Below are 23666 nucleotides of genomic sequence, written 5' to 3'. Positions count from 1 at the left end.
TTCACCAGGGAATTTTAGAGGAAAATAATTAAAGAGAGACGCAGAATGAAAGCATTTATGTCTTGGTTATCTGATTCATTTGCACCTGCTATGCAAAATTTTACTAAACGACCTTGGGTAGCTGCAATTTCTGGGGCAATGCAGAAAAATATTCCTTTTATTTTAGCGGGTTCACTTATCTTTTTTTATAACGTATTTCGTTCTTATTTTTTATTCTTGCCTGATCTTGGCAAAATAGCCAATTATTCCTTTGGAATGCTCGGCTTGATTACTGCTTTTATGATTGCTAACCAAATGATGGAAAAATTGCATCATTTCCGTTATACGCTCATTGCCGGACTCACTTCGATTTGTGTCTACATGATGTTCATCAAACCGGAATTTGTCGATGGCAATATGGTCGTAAGTTTTGATCGCTTTGGCCCTGCGGGGATTTTATTGGGGATTGTCACAGGTTTATTTGTTTCTTACCTCTTTCACTTATATACCAAGACAGGATTTTTGAAAGAGAGTGCTTTACCTGATTTCGTTGTCAGTTGGATACATGCAATTATTCCCATACTGGTTTCCATCAGTTCTGGAACTTTACTGGTCTTCACCTTTGATATTGATATTTTTTCCAAGTTACTGTCATTCTTTTCACCTATTGCCGCGTTCGGGCAAACCCTGCCCGGGTTTATCCTCATGGCGCTAATTCCTGCAATAGCCATGTCCATGGGTATTTCAGTCTGGACATTTACTGGCCTGCAAATGCCAATTTTCATGCTTGGGATCTCTGCCAATATTGCGCAGGTTGCTGCCGGACAACCTCCGACCAATATTGTGACTTATGAAACCATGTTCACCGCAGCTTTAATCACGATGGGAGGAACAGGAGCAACTCTTGCCCTCAATATTTTAATGCTATTTTCAAAATCCAGAGAATTGAAAACAACAGGTTATATCTGTATCGGCCCTTCTTGCTTCAATATCAACGAACCATTGGTGTTCGGGGCGCCAATTGTCCTTAATCCACTACTCATGCTGCCAATGTGGATCAATGCAATCACCAGCCCCATTATCGTATGGATTTTCATGCGCTCAGATTGGCTGAATATACCCGCGAAAATGATCCAAGTTGGTCAGATACCTGCGCCATTCTCTAGTGTCATCATTACAGAAGACTGGCGGGCCATCATTTGCTATATGGTACTCATGGCCGTTTTTCTCATGACTTGGTATCCCTTCTTTAAGGTTTATGAAAAGAAACGTATTGAGGAAGAAAATTCCAATGCAAGTACGCAGAATTAGATTGAATTGTATAACTTTATCAGGAAATTTAAAAAATGAACCGTGAGGACAATATTTTAACTCCCGTTGCGCTGGAAATTATTCTCAATGCAGGTAATGCCAGAGAAAAAAGTGAAGAAGCCATTAAATATGCCCATATTGGTGATTTTAAAAATGCCCATTTATATCTGGAGAAAGCCAGAAAAATGATGTTATCGGCTCATCATGCACAAACTGAGGTTATTCAAAAAGAGACTCAAGGCGAAAGTTTTTATTTAGGCCTACTGTTTATTCATGCTCAAGATACATTAATGACAATACGCAGTGAGCTTAATCTGAGAAAAGAAATCATTGGTCTTTATGAATTTATTCACAATATGACCAATAAAAATAAGTAAAGGAAAATATCATGATAAATAATAACAAATTATTCCCAGAGAATTTTCTTTGGGGAGCATCAACCAGTGCTTATCAAGTTGAAGGAGCGGCGGAAAAATACGGTAAAGAACTTTCACAGCAAGATATTCTCAATAACAATCCAGATTTTGCAGATACTCATATAACCAGTGATCATTATCATCGCTATAAAGAAGATGTCGCATTAATGAAAGAGCTTGGTTTGAAGTCTTATCGTTTTTCCATTGCGTGGTCGCGTATTTTTCCAGAAGGTATTGGGAAGGTAAATGATAAAGGAGTAGAGTTTTATCATAATCTTATTGATGAGTTGTTGAAAAATGACATAACGCCGATTCCTACTCTTTATCATTATGATATGCCTATGGCGCTAGTCGAAAAATATCATGGCTGGATCAATCGGCAAAGTGTAGAGGATTTTGCTTATTATGCAGAGTTTGTGATCAAAGAATATGGCAAGAAAGTTAAATATTGGCTAACGATCAATGAACAAAGCATTATTGTGCAATTCTGGACGAAAAAATGTTTAATTCCAGATCATTATCTTCATGATGAGCAGATCAAATATCAGATCAATCATCATATGAATCTCGCCCATGCCATCGCCTGCAAGCTGGTTCATCAATGGGTTCCCAACGGTTTGGTCGGAGCAGCATTAGGATATTCCGCCATTTATCCGCTGACCAGCAAACCGGAAGACAATGTAGCCGCTCAAAATGCTAATGATCTACGTAATTACTATTTCACAGATATCTATTTGAAAGGACACTATAATCAATCGGCGTTAACCTACCTAAGAAATCATGGTCTGGCACCACATATTGAAGTCGGTGATATGGAGTTAATTAAGGAAGGTTATTCTGATTTTCTGGCAATTAATTACTATTGCAGCCATGCCGCAGCCGCAGCCCCTAAAGGTGCTCAACGGCGGATGGACGGTTTTAATCCAACAGGCGTTAAAGGACAGATAGACGGATATGAAATTCAACCGGATTTTTTTCAAATCCATAAAAATCCACACATTGATACGACTGACTGGGATTGGTCGATCGATCCTATTGGATTGGAATATCTCTTGCGTGATTTATATAGCCGTTATCAAAAACCCTTAATGATCACGGAAAATGGTTTTGGGGCCGATGATAAACTGGAATCTGATAACTCTATTCATGATGATTATCGTATTCATTATATTCAACAACATCTTAATGCCATTAAACGAGCGATGAATTATGGGGTCAAGGTTATTTCCTATAATCCGTGGAGTTTTATTGATGTACTGTCCACCAGCAATGGATATAAAAAAAGATATGGTTTTGTCTATGTTAATCGAACCGATAAAGACATTAAGGATCTCTCCCGTTATAAGAAAGATTCGTTTTATTGGTATCAGAATGTAATTCAAACTCAGGGTGGATCATTAACAAAACGCTAATCTTATTTTTTATTGGCAGGTAAATTTTATGGTTGAATATTCGGTAGTAGTTACTGCACCTTCAGGGCTGCATACTCGACCTTGCGCCCAATTGTGTAATTTTGTCAAAAATTACAGTGGCAAGATTGAAATTATCAGAGGAGATAAAAACGCTAATCTAAAAAGCATGTTCAAAGTTATGTCGATGGGAATCAAAAATGGCATGGAAGTAACGATTCGGGTTGAAGGAGATAACGAGCAGGAAATGGCTCAATCAGTTATTGCATTTATCCGTAATATAAAAGACTGAGCCGTTTGTTTCATTAATCCGTTCAATCATGAGTAAGGAGCATTTTGTGATTTCTTTTGATGAAATGGAACATATAGCACATCAACTAATATCTCCAACGCAATTAAATAAATATATTAAATATGGTCATGTCAGTGCCGTTATTCAAAGTGAATCCGGCCATATTTATACTGGAATTAATATTGATACCGCCTGTTCCATGGGATTTTGTGCCGAACACGGCGCAATCGCGGAGATGATAAAACAGGGAGAAACACGGATAATCAAGCTTATTGCTGTCAATCGACATGGCGATATCATCCCTCCCTGTGGTCGCTGCCGGGAGTTTATCAGCCAAATAAACCCAGAGAATATTCACGCTGAAGTGAAAATCACCCAAGAAAAGATTTTGTCTCTCAATGAACTGTTGCCTTTTGACTGGAAGAAACGGCATTGATGATTTCCTGATAGGATGTTCACCTTAAGGTGAGGTAACTTTCAGGAATTAAGTGAGACAGAATAATAATATTGAATGATTATCTTAGAAGTTAAAACTGCCCGATTTTACTATTCGGGCAGTTTGCTATTCGGGCAGATTTCTATTTTTGTAGTTTACTATTTCGATAGTTTATCTTCTCAGATAATCAAAAGGGTTATTGGGCGGAAACGGATTCCATCCCCACTAATCCGACTTTGAGATAACCAGCTTTGCGTAGAGAATCCATTACGCTCATCAGGGTTTCATAATCCACAGTTTTATCTGCCTGGAAGAAAATCGTTGTTTCTTTGTTGGATTGCGTGGTTTGATCCAATACCAAAGACAAGTTATCACGATTAACCGCCTGCTCCCCCACATACAACTGTTTATCTGCTTTCACAGTCAAAAATACGGGTTTTTCCGGTCGTGGTTGCGGTTTAGCGGACGATGCTGGCAAATCAACTTTAATATCTACGGTTGCCAATGGCGCTGCCACCATGAAAATAATCAGCAGCACCAACATCACATCAATAAATGGCGTGACGTTAATTTCATGCAGTTCACCGCTATCGTCCAAATCTTCATTAAGACGTATTGCCATAATTTATTACCTTGCTTCTGCTTTTTCTGCTTTGCTTTCAGCCAGATCAAGATCACGCCCCAGCAACAGGATTGCCTGAGCTGCCATATCTCCCACCTGACCACGATATGATGAAATAACGCGGGCAAAGACGTTATAAATCACTACCGCAGGGATCGCCGCCACCAGACCCAATGCTGTTGCCAGCAGAGCTTCCGCAATACCCGGTGCTACAACGGCCAAGTTAGTGGTTTGTGAGTGAGCGATACCAATAAAGCTGTTCATGATCCCCCAAACCGTACCAAACAGACCCACAAATGGTGAAATTGCGCCAATGGTCGCCAGATAACCGTTACCACGTCCCATATGGCGGCTGATTGCTGCAACGGTACGTTCCATGCGGAATGAAGTTCGCTCTTTGGTTCCAACCTTGTCAATGCTGTCAGCAGACAGGGCACGCTCTGATTGTGCTTCACTCAACAGCAAACGGCTGATGCTGCGATTGCCAAAGTCTGCTGCAATTTTCACTGCCGTATCCAGATTGGCAACGTCACCCAAAGCCAATTGCTCTTTACGTAAACGGCGGCGAGCCATTAAGAGTTCAACACCTTTGGAGAAAAACAGCGCCCAGGTAATAACAGAAGCGATCACCAGCCCCACCATGACAGTTTTTACTATCGCATCCGCGTTTTGGTACATGCCCCAAACAGACAGATCTGTTGCGAAGCCACCGGACAAGTTTTCAGAGTCGTTTTGGATTGGAGCCACAACTGTTTCAGTGGCCGGGGTTTCTGTTGTTGTCAGAGTTTCTGTCGTTACCAGATTTTCTGCTGTATCAACCACCACAGTTTGCGCTGCTGTGGTTGATGTTACGTCAGTTTTCTGCGTGTTAACTGTTGGCTCAGTCGCTTGGGAAACTACGGGAGATGCTGGTGTTGCCGGAGCGGCTACCTGAGCAGCAGCCTGATTTTCTGGCGCGGTTGGCACTGTATCAGCCCATGCTGAACTTGTTAATCCGAGTGCCAATAGAATAGAAGCTGTCAAATTACGCATCAGTTAGCCTTACTCTCTTTCTTATAGATTCTGTTACTTAGCAGTGAATCACGTTTACTCATCTTGCTAATCCTAATATTTCCTGAATCATGGCTCTCTTTTTCATCTCGTATCTCCATCATCTTGCCGGTTACAGCTTGATTACTGCACTGCGGGGTGAATTCAGGGAGATGCAGACTACGTTTGAGTCCTGATTCATGCTTCTTACCACGAAAGGGGAAAAAGTCCGCTGCAAATAATATCAGACATTGTGCGATTTGATAGTAATTATCATTACTATTTAATAAAAAAGTACAAATTAATGATGTTCCTTCGTTAATCTATTCTGATTTACCGTCAACAACTCACCTTGAATTTTCGTCAAGTTGCGCGAATCCTTTTGGCAAAACCGTCCCAAATCTTTTAACTTGCTAATCATTATTTGAACAATTTTATTGAAATCATAAGCAAGAAATCAACTTGGGAACGACGCCATGACAGAAAAAAAGCTAGAAACCTTATTGGTCAGTGCAGGGAGACAAAAAAAATTTACGCAAAGCGCCGTCAATCCCCTTATCCAACGCACTTCATCTGTCATTTTCGATACTGTTGAAGACTTAAAGCAAGCCTCGAAGAACCGTACCAAAGGTGAATTATTCTATGGACGCCGTGGCACACTGACTCATTTTGCCTTTCAAGCTGCAATGACGGAGCTGGAAGGTGGTGCAGGCTGCGCCCTATACCCTTCCGGTGCGGCAGCCATTACCCATTCGATTCTGGCATTTGTGGAAACGGGTGATCATGTTCTAATGACGGGTACTGCCTATGAACCCACGCAGGAATTTTGCGATCATTTTCTGCAAAAAATGGGGATTTCCACCGATTATTTTGATCCAATGATCGGAGAAAGCATTGCTTCGCTGATTCAACCCAATACCAAAGTGCTCTTTCTTGAGTCACCCGGTTCTCTGACGATGGAAGTCCAAGATATTCGCACCATCGTGCGCGTTGTTCGGCAAGTTAGTCCTGAAATTGTGATTATCATCGATAATACGTGGGCGGCTGGGGTACTGTTTAAAGCTCTGGAGTTCGGTATCGATATTTCCGTTCAATCCGCCACAAAATATATTATTGGTCATTCAGACGGAATGCTGGGTACAGCAGTCGCCAATGCACGATGTTGGGATCAGCTCAGAGAAAGATCTTACTTGCTGGGGCAAATTGCCGATCCCGATACGGTATACATGGCAAACCGAGGGCTGCGCACATTAGCAATCCGTTTAAAACAGCACGAAGAAAACAGTATCAAAATTGCAAAATGGCTCGCACAGCGACCGGAAGTCGCTGAGGTCTATCATCCTGCTTTGCCTTCTTGTCCAGGACATCAGTACTTTCAGCGTGATTTCACGGGTTCCAGCGGGCTATTTTCTTTTATCTTGCATACTCAGCTGACTCCTCAACAATTCGCTGATTATCTCGATAATCTGAACCATTTTAAGATGGCCTTTTCGTGGGGAGGTTTTGAGTCATTGATTTTGGGAATTCAGCCGGAAATGCTTAAGCAACTACGCCAGTACCACTCGCCACAGAAAACCGGCACCTTATTCCGCCTCCATATTGGGTTGGAAAATCCACAGGATTTGATTGATGATTTGGAAGCGGGCTTTGCTCGTTTGGCAATTCGTTAACGTCAAGAGGGCCTTAATGAAGGCTCTCAACATCCCAAAGCGGTTAAATCATGGCCATTTTATTCATTGCTCATCGCTTATCGTAAGGGGCTGAATCAAATCAACCTCCATCACATCATTTTGCGGTACACTGGGATAGATCTGTTTGTTAATTATTTTACTCGCAAAAATCACAGGATAAACAATGGAAACGTTAAGCGAGATTGTGCATGCACTCTGGCAACATGATTTTAACCAACTTGCCAATCCGGATTTCATCTGGATTATTTATGGCGTCCTCTTTATCACGCTCGTGTTGGAAAACGGACTACTGCCAGCCGCCTTTTTACCCGGCGATACTTTGTTGGTGCTTTCCGGTGCCTTAATTGCCAAGGGTGTCATGAGTTTCATCCCCACGGTAGTTCTGCTGACCATCGCAGCAAGTCTGGGTTGTTGGCTGGGTTATTTGCAGGGGCGATGGCTCGGCCACACTCACATTGTCAAAAACTGGCTGGCTCAGCTTCCCCTTCAATATCGTCAACGTGCCGATGTGTTATTTTCCAAACACGGCCTGTCTGCCCTGCTTATCGGACGCTTTTTAGCATTTGTTCGTACTCTCCTGCCAACGTTTGCCGGGATTTCTGGCCTAAATAATAAACGCTTTCAATTTTTTAACTGGTTAAGTGGCTTCTTATGGGTCATTATTATTGTGGGTTTTGGCTACATCTTGAACCAAATACCTTTCATTAAAGCACATCAAGATCTGGTCATGAATATCTTGATGATCTTGCCTGTCATTCTACTGATCAGCGGGTTGTCTGCTTCTCTGCTGATGTATTGGCGTCACAAGAAAGGAGCATCAAAGAAGAACAAGTAACATGCTTACCGCTTTAACGTACTTATTTGTTTTGACGCGATCGCAAAACCACTATTTTTCTATTTACTAGACTATCGACTTACTAGGTTATCAGTCCAAAACCTGAAGGAGGTCAGAATGGGTCAGCAGACAATTATTAAACTCGCTGATGAAAATCACATACCACAATTGGGGCTTGGGGTTTGGAAAGCGAGTAATGAGCAGGTTGTTAAGTCTATCCATACCGCGTTAGAAGTCGGTTATCGCTCCATTGATACGGCAGCGATTTTTCATAACGAGGAAGGTGTGGGGAAAGCCTTGAAGGAAACTGATATCCCACGCGAAGAAATCTTCATCACCACCAAACTTTGGAATGATCGCCATCTGGATGCTAGTGCGGCATTACAAGAAAGCCTGGACAAACTACAGCTAGATCATGTTGATCTCTATCTCATTCAGTGGCCTGTACCCGAACAAGATCATTATGTTGATGCCTGGAGACAACTGATTGAACTGAAAGAAGCCGGCCTGACTCGCAGTATTGGTGTGTGTAATTTTCATATCGAGCACTTGCAAAAAATAATGTTGGAAACTGGTGTGCTTCCCGTAATCAATCAAATTGAATTGCATCCCTTATTCCAACAGCGGCAACTTCACTCATGGAATGCCACCCATCATATAACAACCGAGTCTTGGAGCCCGTTATCACGAGGTGGAAAAGGTGTTTTTAATGCTCCATTGGTTGAACATCTGGCACTTAAATACGGCAAAACCCCAGCGCAAATTGTGATTCGCTGGCATCTTGAATGTGGAATGATTGTCATTCCTAAATCTGTTACTCCTTCCCGTATTAAAGAAAATTTCGATGTATTTGATTTCAGACTGGAAAAAGAAGACCTGACAACCATGGCTGAGTTGGATATTGGCAAGCGGATAGGGCCAAATCCCGATACTTACAATCAGTTTTTAGTATAAAAAACATTAAAAATAATAAATCGCTATGCAAGCAACACATCCACCCACTTAATTCAATCCATTCCTGTAGACCTGAATTCTGTTTTTCAACAGGGTTCAGGTCGTGTACCTCATCATGCACCTAAGCAAAACCTTCTCCTTAAAACACTATAATTCATAGATCAAATCAAAAATATTAATAATAACTATGTTTACTATTTATTTATGGTTGATGATATAAACTTATTTCACGACACCAAATAATATTAATATTAAATGGATAATTGAAATACTCTGCGTGTCCATGACAACCACCAATCCATCTATTTACATTAATACCTCAAACAAAACTTAAGGAAATGATAATGATTTATATAGTTATTTCTTTATTAATGCTTATCCCTTTTTTCTTCACCTTAAAATGGCTCCTACTGTCGCACCAGATCCACCACAATGCGGCAGGAATCATGCTTGCAATAGCAGCTATGGCCTTTCATATGTATATCTTCCGTTTTGACAATATTCCAATTGTGAATATTGATGTTTCTCATAAGCCATTTGTGTTTTATGCCGCTGTGGTGATTGCGCTTTTACACGGCATACTCTATTCCATTTGTCACAAATGGTATTATGAAACGGACATTTATGATAAGGATTGATGAGGAACGTTACCGTCTGGACTCACCATCTTTATCCTTACTTTTTACTTCTTCATCAGAAGGTTTAGTTTCTTCATCGGAAGGTTTAGTATTGGCTGTCAGTAGATAGGGGGATTGTTGCCAGCGGCTAGGGGAGAGTTTCAGTAAGGTGTGGGCCAGAATAAACCCTATCGCCAAAGATAGCAGGAGCATTATTCTAAGTAAGTTAGTCGTGTTATCGACCTGCTTGGCCTCAGTTGCCAATTGATGAGTATCCAGTGTCAGACGAAGAAAACCTTTTGGACGATCTTTTCCCTGTATAGGTACTACGATTTGTTGGTTGAAATAACCACTGGATTTTTTACCTTTCAACGATAATCGTTCACTAACAGAAATAGGTTCACCACTTTGTGCTATCTGTGTTCCGTTCTCCAGATAAACGGCAGCATCCAAAATACGGCTGTAGCTAGTCAAGTAATCTAAACTAGCTACAATCTTTTTGTTATTAATATCCTGGCTATCATTCCCCATATCATCAGACAAGCTGAATGCGACCTGTTTTGCCAAAGTTTTCGCCAGATCTTCAAACTGATCCATCGGAACCAATTGTTGAGAACGGCTGAAATAGGAAACTCCCTGTATCAGCAGAACTAACAGTGCTATACATATTAATATAATCGCTGTCTTGTGCAGTCTAAGTTTTAGCTTTGCTTTTATCATAGTTATCTCATTCCATGCTCATAAAGCACATGTTGCCAGATGTAGTATTGATAGGATAGTTTGAAAATAGAATAGTTTGAAAAGCGTTTTTTGCCTCCACCAAATTATATGGAATTACAGGAGTCTATGTTCATGTCGAATAATCTGGCCTATCGTTACTTACCGGATGAGATCCATAAATGGCCCGGGTTACCCTTGTCCCTCAGCGGCGATGAAGTCATGCCACTGGATTACAGAGCAGGAGATAGTGGCTGGTTGCTGTATGGACGTGGTTTGGATAAACAGCGTATCAGTGATTTTCAGCACCGGCTGGGAGCAGCCATTGTGGTGGTCTCTTCATGGCGGATTGATGATTATCAGGTTGTCCGCATTGCCGGTAGCCTTTCTCCTCGTATTAAACGACTGGCTGATGAGTGCCGCTTGGATGTCGTTCCATTGGGGCAAATCCCGCGTCTTCGCTCCCCCGGTTTATTGGTAATGGATATGGATTCCACCGCTATACAAATTGAGTGTATTGATGAGATTGCCCGTCTGGCAGGTGTTGGCGATAAGGTAGCGGAAATCACCGAGCGGGCAATGCAAGGCGAACTGGATTTTTCAGAAAGTCTGCATGAGCGAGTTGCTCAGTTGGCAGGTGCCGACGCATCCATCTTGCAGCAAGTGATGGAAACTCTTCCCCTTATGCCGGGGCTAACCAGCCTTGTTCGCAAATTACAATCATTGGATTGGCACGTCGCAATTGCCTCTGGCGGCTTCACTTTCTTTGCCGATAATCTTCGCCAACAACTGCGTCTTTTTGACGCAGTCGCTAATCAGCTGGAGGTAAAAGATGGCAAGCTAACCGGTAACGTCAAAGGCCCGATTGTCGATGCAAAATACAAGGCAACCACGTTGATAAGATTGGCAAAAACTCTGGATATTCCTCTGAGTCAAACCGTCGCCATTGGAGATGGTGCCAATGATCTGAAAATGATCCGTAAGGCAGGATTAGGAATAGCCTATCACGCCAAGCCAAAAGTGTATGCCCAAGCCAAAGTTGCTATCCGCCATGCAGATTTAATGGGTGTCCTGTGCGTGTTGAGCGGTGGTTTAAAACACGAAGAACGTTAATACCAACAGGCAAAAGTCATTATATTGAGGGAGAACAAAGTGGCAAAAGCAGCAAAGCGGGCATTTGTCTGTAACGAGTGTGGCGCGGATTATCCCCGTTGGCAGGGGCAATGTACTGCGTGCCACGCATGGAATACCATTACGGAAATACGTTTGGCCTCAGCTTCATCATCCCGTAATGAGCGTTTTAGTGGTTATGCTGGGGATACAGGTATCAGCAAGGTACAGAAACTTTCTGATATCAGCCTGGAAGAACTGCCCCGCTTTTCAACCGGGTTTAAAGAGTTTGACCGTGTTCTCGGCGGCGGTGTGGTTCCGGGCAGTGCCATTTTGATTGGTGGTAATCCCGGAGCAGGGAAAAGTACCCTGCTTTTACAAACCATGTGCCAATTATCAGCCCAGATGAAAACCCTGTATGTGACAGGGGAAGAATCATTGCAGCAGGTGGCGATGCGAGCACATCGGCTGGGTTTGCCGACAGATCAACTCAACATGCTGTCGGAAACCAGCATTGAACAAATTTGTCTGATTGCAGAGCAAGAACAGCCCAAACTCATGGTAATTGATTCAATTCAGGTCATGCACATGGCTGATATTCAATCGTCACCAGGCAGTGTTGCCCAGGTAAGGGAAACCGCAGCCTACCTGACACGGTTTGCCAAAACTCGTGGTGTAGCCATAATCATGGTTGGGCATGTGACAAAAGATGGCTCTTTGGCTGGCCCCAAGGTACTTGAACACTGTATAGACTGCTCCGTTATGTTGGATGGTGAAGCTGATTCCCGTTTCCGTACCCTACGTAGTCATAAAAACCGCTTCGGTGCCGTTAATGAGCTGGGCGTGTTCGCGATGACCGAACAGGGATTAAGGGAAGTGAATAACCCTTCTGCCATTTTCCTGAGTCGTGGTGATGAAATTACCTCGGGTAGTTCAGTCATGATTGTCTGGGAAGGTACTCGCCCTTTACTTGTTGAAATCCAGGCATTGGTAGATCACTCTATGATGTCAAATCCACGCCGTGTAGCAGTAGGACTTGAACAAAACAGGCTGGCTATTCTACTCGCGGTTTTGCATCGACACGGCGGTCTGCAAATGGCTGACCAAGATGTTTTTGTGAACGTTGTTGGCGGGGTAAAAGTCACGGAAACAAGTGCTGATTTAGCATTATTGCTCTCTTTAGTTTCCAGCTTTCGTAATCGACCTCTGCCTCGTGATCTGGTGGTCTTTGGTGAAGTGGGATTGGCAGGTGAAATACGTCCCGTTCCCAGTGGACAAGAACGCATTTCAGAAGCAGCTAAACACGGTTTTAAACGAGCTATTGTTCCTCATGCCAACATGCCGAAAAAATCACTGCCTGATATGAAAGTATTTGGAGTCAAAAAATTGGCAGATGCCTTATCTATTCTAGATGATCTAGATTAAGAAAAAATTTTTTATTCCTTCTGGATCTATACACCCAATAGATTTCAAGTTAGCGCCTGAAATCTATTGGGTAAAGATTTAGGTGTTTTTCCTAATTATCAAGAATATTATTTGCCTGCCGTCACATAGCAAATGGGGAATTTAATTAAATTAATACTCTCTATTTATCGATTTAAATTTTAAAAAATGTTATTCAAAAATGAAAAAATTCAGAATATTCCTAATTTAAGAATGTAATCTAATAAAACTTTAGAAAAGTATTTTTATTCATTCTGCTTAAATAAAAAATCAAGCAGTTAAATATCATATTATTTAAATTTTTTCTATTCTTACTAAACGTCATTATTTATTGGCCACAAATTATTGATTAAATTTAAACCACAAATGGTTATATAAACATTTACATAGCGAGCAGAGCCAACCAACCTATCTAATAAAAATTCAACAAATCCCATTGCCATTCATTTTTTGAATTAAACTACTAATTTAGTATTAGGTTATTTTATTTTATATATATTCATAATTATACAATTTTAAATACCAATAGTAGTTAAAATGACAGAACTTAACCCCAAAACATCAATAAACAACCAATTTTGTTTTTACCTTTCATAATAAGCATGCTACTTTGTTTAGTATACTAAACATCAGGAGGTTTTATGGGGCAATTTGACTATTTAAAAGAAGCGATCAAACAGGCAGGTTACACGTTGCAGCAGATTGCTGATGCCAGCGGAATGACAAAAGGCTATCTAAGCCAACTTATTAACGACAAGATAAAGAGTCCTAGCGCGCAGAAGCTGGCTTCTCTTCATCAATATCTAGGATTGGCGTATCCCATGGAAAAGAAAACAACTGGAGTTGTGTTTGGTAAATTTTACCCATTACATACTGGACACATTTATTTGATTCAACGAGCATCCAGTCAAGTTGATGAACTACACGTTGTGCTTTGTTATGACGAAGTGCGTGATCGGGAGTTATTCATTAATAGTTCGATGTCTCAGCAACCTACTGTGAGTGACCGCTTGAGATGGCTACTGCAAACATTCAAGTATCAAAAGAATATTCATATTCATGCATTTGATGAACAAGGAATGGAGCCATATCCAAACGGCTGGGAAGCATGGAGTAAAGGCGTTAAGTCGTTTCTGGCAACAAAAGGCATCAATCCTGAATATATCTATTCCAGCGAATCACAGGATGTTTCTCGCTATAAAGAGTATTTCGGCATTGAAACCGTACTTATCGATCCACAACGCTCATTCATGAATATTAGCGGTAGCCAAATCCGTCAGGCTCCTTTCCGTTATTGGGAATATATCCCGACAGAAGTGAAGCCATTCTTTGTACGTACAGTCGCTATTCTTGGTGGTGAATCGAGCGGAAAATCGACATTAGTGAATAAACTCGCCAATATGTTTAACACGACCAGCGCATGGGAATATGGGCGTAAATACGTGTTTTCCCATCTTGGTGGAGACGAAATGGCCTTGCAATACTCAGATTACGATAAAATTGCATTAGGTCATGCTCAATACATTGATTTTTCCGTTAAATATGCTAATAAAGTTGCGTTTATTGATACTGATTTCGTGACAACACAGGCATTTTGCAAACGCTATGAAGGAAAAGAACACCCTTTTGTTCAGGCGATGATTGATGAGTATCGCTTTGATTTAGTTATTTTTTTAGAAAACAATACTCCGTGGGTTGCGGATGGTTTAAGAAGTTTAGGCAGCGAACGAGACCGCAAAGAATTTCAACATTTACTTGAGAATTTGTTGAAGAAAAATAATATCGATTATGTTTGCGTCAACTCACCGGATTATGATCAGCGTTTTCTACGTTGTGTTGAACTAGTTCAACAAATGTTAATGGAGTAACTAACTTTTATATATAAAATAGATTACACTTATATTATTATCATGATTAATTGATAGTGACTTATTATTCACTACAATCTTTATCACCTTGTATACATACCATTTTAACATTGAATCAAATGTTAACTTTAGTTATTTTTACAATGATAATAAAATAAATTGTGATAATAATATTTTTTGATACTTTAATTTTACTGTTTTGACTTGAATTACATGGAAATAAGTCATTTAATGAACAGACCTATTGATTTATTTATATAAAATTTATTAGTCATTAACAAATCCACAAATATTCTAGGTGTTTTTATCAATAATGGAGGTAATGAGAAGTAGCTTTAAAACATTAACAAAATATAAAATGACTTTTTTCCTTATTATCAAAGTGGAATAAAAATAGAAGAACTTATGCTATTTTTATTTGTTTTAAGCATTGTCTTAAGCATAATTTATTAATATTCTTGATTTTTTATTCTAAGACTAAGAAACATCTCATTTATTAGATAGTCATTGTAAATAATAATTGACATAAGATGAGCATATCTTTGGTGAAGATGTTTCACATATAGACTATTTTTATTCGTATAATGCCATAAGGACATTAATGTTATTACGAATGGATTTAGACAGCATATGTTAAGGAAAAAGCTTTAATCTTTTAACCTAATTGTGTTGAGAATATGAACTTAAATCAATTTAAATCGATTGAGGTTATCAATATTTCATATGGTTTAACTGGTGCTACAGTTAATCATGAAATGATTTCAGATATCACATTTTCTATTATACCAGGTGAAATTACTTTGATAACAGGGCCGAAGGCATCGACTAACCGTACAATATTGTCGATTGCGTCGGGTATGTTACAACCAGATCAAGGAGATGTATTAATTAATAATAACAAGTTGAAACTAATGAATGATGTAGAATTAGGAAAGTTTCATAGTGAAAACAGTGGGTTTATTTTCCAAGATTTCAACTTATTTAGTGAACTCACGCTATTAGATAACTTGTTATTATCAACGTCTTATGGATTATCACTTTCTCGCGAACAAGCAGAAAAAATCGCGCTGAAATCGTTGGATGTTGTGAAATTAGGCGATAAGAGCCGTTATTATCCAGGGGAACTGTCTGAAAACGAGAAACAGCTGGCTGCAATGGCGAAAGCCATAGTCAGAAGACCTGAATATTTATTTGCAGATGACCCGACACGCAATTTAGATCATCAGGCATTTCAGACATTCATTAATATCTGTAAATTTATTGCACATGAACAAAAAGGCACAGTTGTCATTGCCTCCCAAGATAAACGCTTGGTGCAGCATGCAAGTAGCGTTATCACTTTAGCTAGGGGAAAGGCTGTTAAAACTTATGAACCCGTTATGGAACAACGAGTTTTAGTGCAGTAATGTAGTTAGTGCAATAATTTAGTGATTATCAATAAAAAACGGCCTGACATCAGGCCGTTTTTTCTATCTATTTAATTTTCTATCTATTTAATTTTCTATCTATCAAATTTACTACCCATCAAATTTACTTGCTATCAGACTTACTTGCTGATCTTTTTATATTTGATGCGGTGAGGCTCCAGTGCTTCAGCCCCCAGAGTTCGCTTCTTATAATCTTCGTATTCACTAAAGTTCCCTTCAAAGAAGGAAACTTTACCTTCATCCTGATAATCAATGATGTGTGTTGCGATACGGTCAAGGAACCAACGGTCATGGGAAATAACCATTGCACAGCCCGGAAATTCCAGCAGGGCGTTTTCCAAAGCACGCAGAGTTTCAATGTCCAAATCGTTGGTTGGTTCGTCAAGCAGCAGCATGTTGCCGCCAACTTGCAGCAGTTTGGATAAATGCAAACGACCACGTTCACCACCAGACAATTCGCCAACACGCTTGCCTTGATCTACGCCTTTGAAGTTAAAGCGGCCAACATAGGCACGGCTTGGAATTTCAAAGTTGCCAATGCGCATGATGTCTTGACCGCCTGAAACTTCTTCCCAAACGGTTTTGCTGTCATCCATGTTATCGCGGAACTGATCAACAGACGCCAATTTAACCGTTTCACCCAGTGTAATCGAACCAGAATCTGGCTGCTCTTGACCGGACAACATACGGAACAGAGTTGATTTACCCGCCCCGTTCGGACCGATGATCCCAACAATCGCTCCTTTAGGCAGAGAGAAACTCAAGTTGTCGATCAGAACGCGATCACTATAAGATTTGGTCAGATTGGTGACTTCCAGTACCTTGTCCCCCAAACGTGGGCCAGGTGGAATGAACAATTCACTGGTTTCATTGCGCTTCTGGTAGTCGACGTTATTAAGTTCTTCAAAGCGAGCCAGACGTGCCTTGCCTTTTGCCTGACGTCCTTTCGGATTTTGGCGAACCCACTCAAGTTCTTTCTCAATGGATTTACGGCGAGCCGCTTCTGACGCTGCTTCCTGTGCCAGACGAGCATCTTTTTGTTCCAGCCATGAGGAGTAGTTGCCTTCCCATGGAATGCCTTCACCACGATCAAGCTCCAAGATCCAGCCAGCAACGTTATCAAGGAAGTAACGATCGTGGGTAATCGCAACCACAGTGCCTTCATAATCATGCAGGAAGCGTTCTAACCATGCGACAGATTCAGCATCAAGGTGGTTAGTCGGTTCGTCGAGTAACAGCATGTCTGGTTTTTCCAGTAACAGGCGACAAATCGCTACACGACGACGCTCACCACCGGACAGGAGTTCAATCTTAGCATCCCATGCAGGTAGACGCAGGGCATCAGCCGCTCGCTCAAGCTGGTTTTCCAGATTGTGTCCGTCATGAGATTGGATAATCGCTTCCAGCTCACCCTGCTCTTTTGCCAGCTTATCAAAATCCGCTTCCGGCTCAGCATAAGCAGCATAGACTTCATCAAGGCGAGTCAGGGCATTTTTGACTTCGCTAACAGCTTCTTCCACTGCTTCACGAACGGTATGTTCAGGATTAAGTTTAGGTTCCTGCGGTAGATAGCCGATTTTAATGCCCGGTTGTGGGCGAGCTTCTCCCTCAATATCTTTATCAATACCCGCCATGATGCGCAGTAAGGTAGATTTACCTGCACCATTCAGGCCGAGAACACCGATTTTTGCTCCAGGGAAAAAACTCAGAGAAATATTTTTCAGAATATGCCTTTTCGGGGGCACAATTTTACCCACCCGATGCATACTATAAACATATTGAGCCAATGTATTTTACCTTTTAATTAATCAGGAAATTTTCAAAATTGTTTGCGTTTATAGGACTTGAATGGCGTATTTTACCCTAAATTTTACGTAGCGTGTTTTTACGTATGATGTCTCCACCTAATTAGAGTTAAATTTAGGCATTCCGTGGCCGCAAACGGTAAAGATCATCTGAATGGAACGTCTGTTTATGGACAGTATCATTATGGACAGTATCGCCATTCCAGCGTGTTGATTGTATTCGCTACGGAATGGAAAACAAACAGGATTGCCGCTGCTCTTTTCAAATAACACTATTCCAATCAAATAACACTATTCCAATCAAATAACACTATTCCAATGCGTTCCGTTCTGTCTTCACCAATTGTAATAACTTGTATCAATAATATGATTATAATTACATAGCATTTAGACAATGCACTTGGGTATTGAGATATTGATAGTCGTCTTCTGGAGGAGTATGTGGCAATGAATAAGTGGCAGCATTTCGTTATGGCTGTAAGTATGGTTTCTGTTGTTGCTGGAGCGGCACATGCTGATTCTCTGGATGCTCAACGTCAGCGATATAAAGAAATACAGCAGGCATGGAACGCAAAAAATATGGCGGAAGTGGCGCGGTTGATGCCAACGCTGAAAAATTACCCGCTGTACCCCTATCTCGAACACCGTCAATTATCTCAGGATTTGGCAATTGTAACTCCTCAGCAAGTACACTACTTTATTAATACTTACCCTACTCTGCCATTAGCGCGTTCACTGACTCCGCAATTTATCAATACACTGGCCAATAATGGTGACTGGAACGGCATTCTGGCATTCAGTTCCAGCCCTCCAAATACAATTAAAGCACGCTGTAATTATTACTTTGCGCAATGGGCAACAGGACACCAGCAAGTCGCCTGGAAAGGAGCACAAGAAATTTGGCTGGACGGCAACTCACTGCCTGATGATTGCAATAAACTATTCAATGTCTGGGAGCAGGCTGGATACCTCTCTACAAATTTAATTTTGCAGCGTATCCAATTGGTAATGAAAACCAATAACACCAAACAGGTTACCTATCTTGCCAAGCGTTTGCCATTGAGTTATCAGAGTCTGGGAGCAAGTTTGATAAAGTTGCAACATAACCCCGCATTTATTGAACAATTCGCCACGACCACAAAACCAACCAACTTTACCCGCTCGGTTATCATGATAATCTTTCCCCGATTTGCCCGTATAAATGCTGAGAATGCCATAGAAAGCATCCCAAAACTTGTCCGCTCACAAAAGATGAATGATACCGAGCGACAGCAATTAAAAGATAGCGTCGCATGGCAATTGATGAAAAACATCACACCAGAACTAGCAAAATGGCGGGACGATACTATTCTCCATTCACATTCAATCGGGTTGCTTGAACGACGTGCTCGCTTGACATTACAGAATACTGGTCATCCAGGGCTTGAAAAATGGATTGCGTTGATGCCCCAAAAAACGTTGCAGCAAGATGAATGGCAATATTGGAGTGCCATGATTCTGCTCAATCAAGGAAAAACCGCTGAAGGCAAGGCCATATTACGTAAACTGACCGGGTATCGTGGTTTTTATCCCATGGTGGCAGCCCTGAAATTATATATGCCCTATTCTCTGATCATCAATAAAATAGAAAAGCCCGATAGCTCCCTTGCCAATATGCCGGAAATTAAGCGTATCCGCGAGTTACTGTATTGGAATATGGATGACCGGGCACGCTCAGAATGGATTAACTTGGTTTCTTCGCAAAATCGCGTGAAACAGGAGCAATTAGCTCGTTATGCGTTTGAACAACACTGGCCAGCATTCAGTGTACAGGCGACCATTACGGGAAAAATGTGGAATCATCTCGAAGAACGTTTCCCGCTGGCGTGGAAAAACGAATTTGCAAACTTCACGTCAGATAAAAGTATTTCACAGAGTTATGCAATGGCAATTGCCCGTCAGGAAAGTGCATGGAACCCACAAGCCCGTTCTTCCAAAGGAGCCAGCGGGTTAATGCAGATCATGCCAAAAACCGCCGAATATACGGTAAAGAGTAAGAAAATTCCGGGTTATGTCGGCAGCAGTCAATTAATGAACCCTATTACGAACATTAAAATTGGTACGGCTTACCTTGACTCGGTCTACCAGCGTTTTGGTAATAACCGGATTCTTGCCAGTGCTGCTTATAATGCTGGCCCTGCAAATGTTGAGCGTTGGTTGGCTAATACCTCAGGGAACATCGATCCAATCGCTTTTATTGAGAGCATTCCTTTTCCTGAAACACGCAATTATGTCAAAAACGTTCTTGCCTACGATATGTTCTACAATTATCTTATGGGGAAAATGACTAACGTGCTGACTGATGGCGAATGGCAAAGACGTTATTAATTTAAGAGATATAATGTGATATGCTGCCGTACTAGTTAAATAGTATGGCAGTTAATTATGACACCAAATCACTTGATTGATCCTGCACTTTCCCCAGAAGATGGTAATGATTGGCTCACTTTTGTCGGGCTGTTACAAACCGCATTTGAACAAAATTTGCAACATTCTATTTTGCAGCTATTATTATCCCCCGATGAACGTACTGCTTTATCAACTCGGGTGAGAATCATTCAGGAATTGATACGTGGGCAAATGAGCCAACGTGAACTGAAAAATGAGTTGGGTGTAGGCATTGCAACAATTACGCGTGGTTCCAACAGTTTAAAAAACGCACCAGATCATGTTAAGAAATGGCTGGAAACGCAGTTATTAACTGACTGAAAATAACCACTATAAAATAACGGCTGAAGTCACTCGGTGGGGGCCATCCAATTGTGCCCCCAAACAGCTACTGTATTACATATCGCGTATTTATATACAGTCAGCGTTAGGTAGACTAACATTAAGATTAGTTATTCAACTCTTTGTAAACTTCATGATGGATAGGCACAAGAGCCAGTATCAGAGCTTGATGATAAACGCTGGTACGCGTCAGAATACCATTGGTAAAGAAGCCGATCGCACCGCCTTTCTGCTTGATATTATCGACGCCAGCCACGCCTGCCATTTCATGGCCAAGTTCGCGTCCTTCACGAATGCCTTCCAAGACTTTTTCAGGCAACATCAGGCTAGCGGAACGCGATTCTCCCCGAATTTGTTTATGCTCAACGACCATCCAGGCAAATGTCATGTCACCTTCAATTCCTGCTTCAACCCCAACCCAGAAATCAGCTTCTGGCCGGACTTGACGAGCAGCCATAACTCGATGACGAGCACCTGTGCGGGTTTCAGTATTACCAATCGGTTGCTGAGGTACACTGCTATCTACATTGACATCTTCTATGTGGTAAGTGCCCGGACCAAAAACATCATCGAATGCAAGGCTAATCGCTTTTATCTTCGCAGGGTTAGTTGTTGCTGCAATAACGTGGTACATATAAATAAATTATCCTTTGAATTATTTCATGATGCAGTATAACGGAAAATAACTATGTTACAGGTCTATCTTGTTCGTCATGGCGAAACCGAATGGAACGTGGCTCGTCGTATTCAGGGGCAATCTGACAGTCCTTTGACTGAAATTGGTCGGCGCCAAGCTCACTTGGTCGCGCAAAGAGTTAAATCAGAAAACATTACCCATGTTATCACCAGTGACCTTGGTCGGACACGCCAAACAGCAGAAATCATCGCTAAAGCCTGTGGCTGCGACGTCATACTGGAACCACGCCTGCGAGAGTTACATATGGGCGTTCTGGAAAATCGCGAACTAAATTCCCTCACACCAGAAGAAGAATCTTGGCGTAAAAGTCTTGTCGATGGTACACCAAATGGACGGATCCCAGAAGGTGAATCGATGGATGAAGTATCTGCCCGTATGCGCGCCGCACTGGAAAACTGCCTCAATCTGCCTGCTGGCAGCCGTCCACTGTTGATAAGTCATGGAATAGCGCTCGTCAGTTTGATCTGTTCTATTCTGGGTCTTCCTGCCAATTCAGAACGCCGCCTGCGGTTAAGAAACTGCTCCATCTCACGCGTGGATTATCAGGATAGCCCATGGCTGGCTTCAGGTTGGATAGTTGAGACAACGGGCGATATCACACATCTGGATATGCCCGCCTTGGATGAATTACAAGGTTAACGCTCAATTGGGATGAGATACTCAAATTCAACAACATGATTTTGGGACTCATCCCCAAGATTTTTCCATTCAAGGTTAGTGAGGTAATACCGCTCGACATCGTACCCCTTTCTGCGAGTGATGTTTAGTGTTGGCAGACAGACACCATAAATGGTAAAGAGGAATTCTTGTAACTGTTCTTTATCACCAAAATAACTGAATGAAATATAATCCCCACCCGGCAAGACAACGGGATGACTTTCTTTAGTATCAAAGGTCGCATATTCTGGCTCGATGGCCGTGGTATAGAATACAGTCTGTTCATCTTCATGCTCCATACTGAGAGTAGTATGGTGTAACCCATAAAGTCTCGGTGGTAATACCTCAGCCTCCTGTAGGTAGTTAATCCAGAAATCATGACGCATATTCTTGCAAGCTTCTGACCATTGCTCGAGCATATAGCTACAAGTGTGCTCAGTACCGATAAGCGGCTTCTCTTCCAATGTGACATATTTGTGCTCTGGCAGGGGTTTGTTATCCAGCAAGATAGGAGGACATATTCCCTTTGCGCACCACTCTTCGCTCCGACGATAGGATGCTGGCGTTCGGTCAAATTGTTTCTTGAAAGCTCTAGTGAAAGTTTGCTGAGAATCAAAGCGATATTGCAAGGCAATGTCCAAAATAGGACGGCTGGTTAAACGTAATGCAACGGCGGCTCTGGATAATCTTCGCGCACGGATATAAGAACCGATTGCCTGACCTGTTACATCCTTGAACATGCGTTGTAAGTGCCATTTGGAGTAACCCGCTTTTGCTGCAACATTATCAAGGGACAATGGACGATCCAGATTATTATCTACCCAATGCAGCAAGTCTCGAATGATGTTGGTTTGATCCATACATCTCCCTAAGTCATTAAGACAAAAAGAAAATCATATAAATATAAAACAACTTATTAGTTTGAAAATAAAAAGTTTTTCCTAAAAACATATTTTTATGTAGTTTGATCGATAATCAGCATCTATAATTTTCCCAAAAAAATAAACATAGATTTAAGGCCACTGATAGCCTGCCATTCAGGCATACTGCGGGCTTTGCATTCAAAACACGATCCTTACTCAAAACACTATCCTTAATTTCTAGCCATAATACCCATTCTCTTAGCGCAACTTTTATCCTTTAGCATCATTCTTTTTCCTGAGTATTATGCAGCATACTTACTTTAATCAATTGATTGATAAATCTTACTATCACTAACTGATATTTATTTCATGAGTACCATGAATGCCAAAATTATTTCATTCGATACGATGACTGTTACATATATTATAAACAAATCACAATAAAATTAACCAAGCTTAAGCTTGGAATAAATTAATAGTAGACCTGTTAATATGTCAAGCATTGTCTTGGCAAATAAATCAATAGTATGAAATATAAGAGAAAATCACTATTGACGTGTTGAATGTCGATCTGGCACCAATGCCGCAGCTTTTTACTTGAAGTGCCGCCTATTTTTTAGCGCCTTAAACGGAACAAATCGTCAACGAAATAGATTTAAAAGCCATTGATCGTTCGTCTTGGGTGCATATTCAGCTATAATGCCACGGCTTTTCACCAC

Annotated in this window: 22 protein-coding genes; 16 read left to right on the top strand and 6 right to left on the bottom strand. The window is 41.2% G+C overall.

All coding sequences use genetic code 11. The features are described from left to right. Positions 1-45: 45 nt before the first annotated feature. The 5 genes from PSI23_RS00170 to PSI23_RS00150 are packed head-to-tail and all read left to right on the top strand — an operon-like array spanning position 46 to position 3843. A complete protein-coding gene (locus PSI23_RS00170) occupies positions 46-1290 on the top strand; it encodes a PTS transporter subunit EIIC (RefSeq protein WP_273553159.1) in 1245 nt (414 codons plus the stop codon). Positions 1291-1325: 35 nt separating this feature from the next. Then, on the top strand, positions 1326-1667 hold the full coding sequence (locus PSI23_RS00165) for a PTS sugar transporter subunit IIA (protein WP_273553158.1): 342 nt from the start codon (positions 1326-1328) through the stop codon (positions 1665-1667). A gap of 11 nt (positions 1668-1678) precedes the next feature. Next, positions 1679-3118: a glycoside hydrolase family 1 protein gene (locus PSI23_RS00160; protein WP_273553157.1), complete on the top strand. Its 1440-nt coding sequence runs from the start codon at positions 1679-1681 to the stop codon at positions 3116-3118. A 28-nt stretch (positions 3119-3146) separates the two neighbouring features. After that, the gene (locus PSI23_RS00155) at positions 3147-3407 is read left to right on the top strand and encodes an HPr family phosphocarrier protein (RefSeq protein WP_273553156.1); all 261 of its coding nucleotides are present in this window, start codon (positions 3147-3149) and stop codon (positions 3405-3407) included. Positions 3408-3453: 46 nt separating this feature from the next. Next, entirely contained in the window at positions 3454-3843 is a 390-nt protein-coding gene (locus tag PSI23_RS00150; RefSeq protein ID WP_273553155.1) for a cytidine deaminase family protein, read from the top strand. 196 nt (positions 3844-4039) lie between these two features. Here PSI23_RS00150 and exbD read toward each other — a convergent pair whose 3' ends face one another. Continuing rightward, positions 4040-4465, bottom strand: coding sequence for a TonB system transport protein ExbD (gene exbD / locus PSI23_RS00145; protein ID WP_273553154.1), 426 nt, complete (start codon positions 4463-4465; stop codon positions 4040-4042). A 6-nt stretch (positions 4466-4471) separates the two neighbouring features. Further along, positions 4472-5497 carry a tonB-system energizer ExbB gene (gene exbB, locus PSI23_RS00140; RefSeq protein ID WP_273553153.1) on the bottom strand — a complete coding sequence of 342 codons (1026 nt, stop codon included), beginning with the start codon at positions 5495-5497 and terminating at the stop codon, positions 4472-4474. A gap of 473 nt (positions 5498-5970) precedes the next feature. On the opposite strand from exbB, the gene metC reads away from it, so the two are divergent. From metC to PSI23_RS00120, 4 genes are all read left to right on the top strand, one after another. Further along, positions 5971-7164 carry a cystathionine beta-lyase gene (metC, locus tag PSI23_RS00135; protein WP_273553152.1) on the top strand — a complete coding sequence of 398 codons (1194 nt, stop codon included), beginning with the start codon at positions 5971-5973 and terminating at the stop codon, positions 7162-7164. 184 nt (positions 7165-7348) lie between these two features. Beyond that, the gene (locus PSI23_RS00130; RefSeq protein ID WP_273553151.1) at positions 7349-8020 is read left to right on the top strand and encodes a DedA family protein; all 672 of its coding nucleotides are present in this window, start codon (positions 7349-7351) and stop codon (positions 8018-8020) included. A gap of 117 nt (positions 8021-8137) precedes the next feature. Further along, positions 8138-8974 (top strand): 2,5-didehydrogluconate reductase DkgA, encoded by an 837-nt coding sequence (gene dkgA / locus PSI23_RS00125; protein WP_273553150.1) that lies wholly within the window; start codon positions 8138-8140, stop codon positions 8972-8974. 344 nt (positions 8975-9318) lie between these two features. Further along, positions 9319-9612 (top strand): hypothetical protein, encoded by a 294-nt coding sequence (locus PSI23_RS00120; protein WP_273553149.1) that lies wholly within the window; start codon positions 9319-9321, stop codon positions 9610-9612. A gap of 9 nt (positions 9613-9621) precedes the next feature. On the opposite strand, the gene PSI23_RS00115 is transcribed toward PSI23_RS00120, so the two are convergent. Continuing rightward, positions 9622-10311, bottom strand: coding sequence for a YtjB family periplasmic protein (locus PSI23_RS00115; RefSeq protein ID WP_273553148.1), 690 nt, complete (start codon positions 10309-10311; stop codon positions 9622-9624). Between the two features lie 132 nt (positions 10312-10443). On the opposite strand from PSI23_RS00115, the gene serB reads away from it, so the two are divergent. From serB to PSI23_RS00095, 4 genes are all read left to right on the top strand, one after another. Next, positions 10444-11421, top strand: coding sequence for a phosphoserine phosphatase (serB, locus tag PSI23_RS00110; protein ID WP_273553147.1), 978 nt, complete (start codon positions 10444-10446; stop codon positions 11419-11421). A 39-nt stretch (positions 11422-11460) separates the two neighbouring features. Then, entirely contained in the window at positions 11461-12843 is a 1383-nt protein-coding gene (gene radA, locus PSI23_RS00105; protein WP_273553146.1) for a DNA repair protein RadA, read from the top strand. A 659-nt stretch (positions 12844-13502) separates the two neighbouring features. Beyond that, a complete protein-coding gene (gene nadR / locus PSI23_RS00100) occupies positions 13503-14729 on the top strand; it encodes a multifunctional transcriptional regulator/nicotinamide-nucleotide adenylyltransferase/ribosylnicotinamide kinase NadR (protein ID WP_273553145.1) in 1227 nt (408 codons plus the stop codon). Positions 14730-15406: 677 nt separating this feature from the next. Continuing rightward, positions 15407-16135 (top strand): ATP-binding cassette domain-containing protein, encoded by a 729-nt coding sequence (locus tag PSI23_RS00095; RefSeq protein WP_273553144.1) that lies wholly within the window; start codon positions 15407-15409, stop codon positions 16133-16135. Positions 16136-16275: 140 nt separating this feature from the next. Here PSI23_RS00095 and ettA read toward each other — a convergent pair whose 3' ends face one another. Further along, entirely contained in the window at positions 16276-17943 is a 1668-nt protein-coding gene (gene ettA / locus PSI23_RS00090; RefSeq protein ID WP_273553143.1) for an energy-dependent translational throttle protein EttA, read from the bottom strand. Between the two features lie 465 nt (positions 17944-18408). Here ettA and sltY point away from each other — a divergent pair, with 465 nt between their 5' ends. Together sltY and trpR are read left to right on the top strand one after the other, a co-directional pair. Then, positions 18409-20328: a murein transglycosylase gene (gene sltY / locus PSI23_RS00085; protein ID WP_273553142.1), complete on the top strand. Its 1920-nt coding sequence runs from the start codon at positions 18409-18411 to the stop codon at positions 20326-20328. 57 nt (positions 20329-20385) lie between these two features. Continuing rightward, on the top strand, positions 20386-20709 hold the full coding sequence (trpR, locus tag PSI23_RS00080; RefSeq protein WP_273553141.1) for a trp operon repressor: 324 nt from the start codon (positions 20386-20388) through the stop codon (positions 20707-20709). 127 nt (positions 20710-20836) lie between these two features. Here the strand turns inward: trpR and yjjX are convergent, their stop codons facing one another. After that, on the bottom strand, positions 20837-21364 hold the full coding sequence (gene yjjX / locus PSI23_RS00075) for an inosine/xanthosine triphosphatase (RefSeq protein ID WP_273553140.1): 528 nt from the start codon (positions 21362-21364) through the stop codon (positions 20837-20839). 54 nt (positions 21365-21418) lie between these two features. Here yjjX and gpmB point away from each other — a divergent pair, with 54 nt between their 5' ends. Next, positions 21419-22066, top strand: a complete 648-nt coding sequence (gene gpmB, locus PSI23_RS00070; protein ID WP_273553139.1) for a 2,3-diphosphoglycerate-dependent phosphoglycerate mutase GpmB — start codon at positions 21419-21421, stop codon at positions 22064-22066. On the opposite strand, the gene robA is transcribed toward gpmB, so the two are convergent. Then, entirely contained in the window at positions 22063-22944 is an 882-nt protein-coding gene (gene robA / locus PSI23_RS00065) for an MDR efflux pump AcrAB transcriptional activator RobA (protein ID WP_273553138.1), read from the bottom strand. The genes gpmB and robA overlap by 4 nt on opposite strands. Between the last annotated feature and the right edge of the window lie 722 nt (positions 22945-23666).

Source organism: Xenorhabdus yunnanensis (assembly GCF_028598805.1).
GTDB lineage: Bacteria > Pseudomonadota > Gammaproteobacteria > Enterobacterales > Enterobacteriaceae > Xenorhabdus > Xenorhabdus yunnanensis.
The sequence above is the reverse complement of the archived record's forward strand: the minus strand, read 5'-3'. Positions and strand labels throughout refer to the sequence as shown.

Excerpts from the sequence above, each read along its gene's own strand:
- PSI23_RS00170 (WP_273553159.1), top strand. The coding sequence starts at position 46 with ATGAAAGCATTTATGTCTTGGTTATCTGATTCATTTGCACCTGCTATG.
- PSI23_RS00165 (WP_273553158.1), top strand. The coding sequence starts at position 1,326 with ATGAACCGTGAGGACAATATTTTAACTCCCGTTGCGCTGGAAATTATT.
- PSI23_RS00155 (WP_273553156.1), top strand. The coding sequence starts at position 3,147 with ATGGTTGAATATTCGGTAGTAGTTACTGCACCTTCAGGGCTGCATACT.
- exbD (WP_273553154.1), bottom strand. The coding sequence starts at position 4,465 with ATGGCAATACGTCTTAATGAAGATTTGGACGATAGCGGTGAACTGCAT.
- PSI23_RS00115 (WP_273553148.1), bottom strand. The coding sequence starts at position 10,311 with ATGATAAAAGCAAAGCTAAAACTTAGACTGCACAAGACAGCGATTATA.
- PSI23_RS00095 (WP_273553144.1), top strand. The coding sequence starts at position 15,407 with ATGAACTTAAATCAATTTAAATCGATTGAGGTTATCAATATTTCATAT.
- PSI23_RS00160 (WP_273553157.1), top strand. The coding sequence starts at position 1,679 with ATGATAAATAATAACAAATTATTCCCAGAGAATTTTCTTTGGGGAGCA.
- PSI23_RS00130 (WP_273553151.1), top strand. The coding sequence starts at position 7,349 with ATGGAAACGTTAAGCGAGATTGTGCATGCACTCTGGCAACATGATTTT.
- nadR (WP_273553145.1), top strand. The coding sequence starts at position 13,503 with ATGGGGCAATTTGACTATTTAAAAGAAGCGATCAAACAGGCAGGTTAC.
- yjjX (WP_273553140.1), bottom strand. The coding sequence starts at position 21,364 with ATGTACCACGTTATTGCAGCAACAACTAACCCTGCGAAGATAAAAGCG.
- robA (WP_273553138.1), bottom strand. The coding sequence starts at position 22,944 with ATGGATCAAACCAACATCATTCGAGACTTGCTGCATTGGGTAGATAAT.
- PSI23_RS00120 (WP_273553149.1), top strand. The coding sequence starts at position 9,319 with ATGATTTATATAGTTATTTCTTTATTAATGCTTATCCCTTTTTTCTTC.
- dkgA (WP_273553150.1), top strand. The coding sequence starts at position 8,138 with ATGGGTCAGCAGACAATTATTAAACTCGCTGATGAAAATCACATACCA.
- serB (WP_273553147.1), top strand. The coding sequence starts at position 10,444 with ATGTCGAATAATCTGGCCTATCGTTACTTACCGGATGAGATCCATAAA.
- metC (WP_273553152.1), top strand. The coding sequence starts at position 5,971 with ATGACAGAAAAAAAGCTAGAAACCTTATTGGTCAGTGCAGGGAGACAA.
- gpmB (WP_273553139.1), top strand. The coding sequence starts at position 21,419 with ATGTTACAGGTCTATCTTGTTCGTCATGGCGAAACCGAATGGAACGTG.
- exbB (WP_273553153.1), bottom strand. The coding sequence starts at position 5,497 with ATGCGTAATTTGACAGCTTCTATTCTATTGGCACTCGGATTAACAAGT.
- trpR (WP_273553141.1), top strand. The coding sequence starts at position 20,386 with ATGACACCAAATCACTTGATTGATCCTGCACTTTCCCCAGAAGATGGT.
- sltY (WP_273553142.1), top strand. The coding sequence starts at position 18,409 with ATGAATAAGTGGCAGCATTTCGTTATGGCTGTAAGTATGGTTTCTGTT.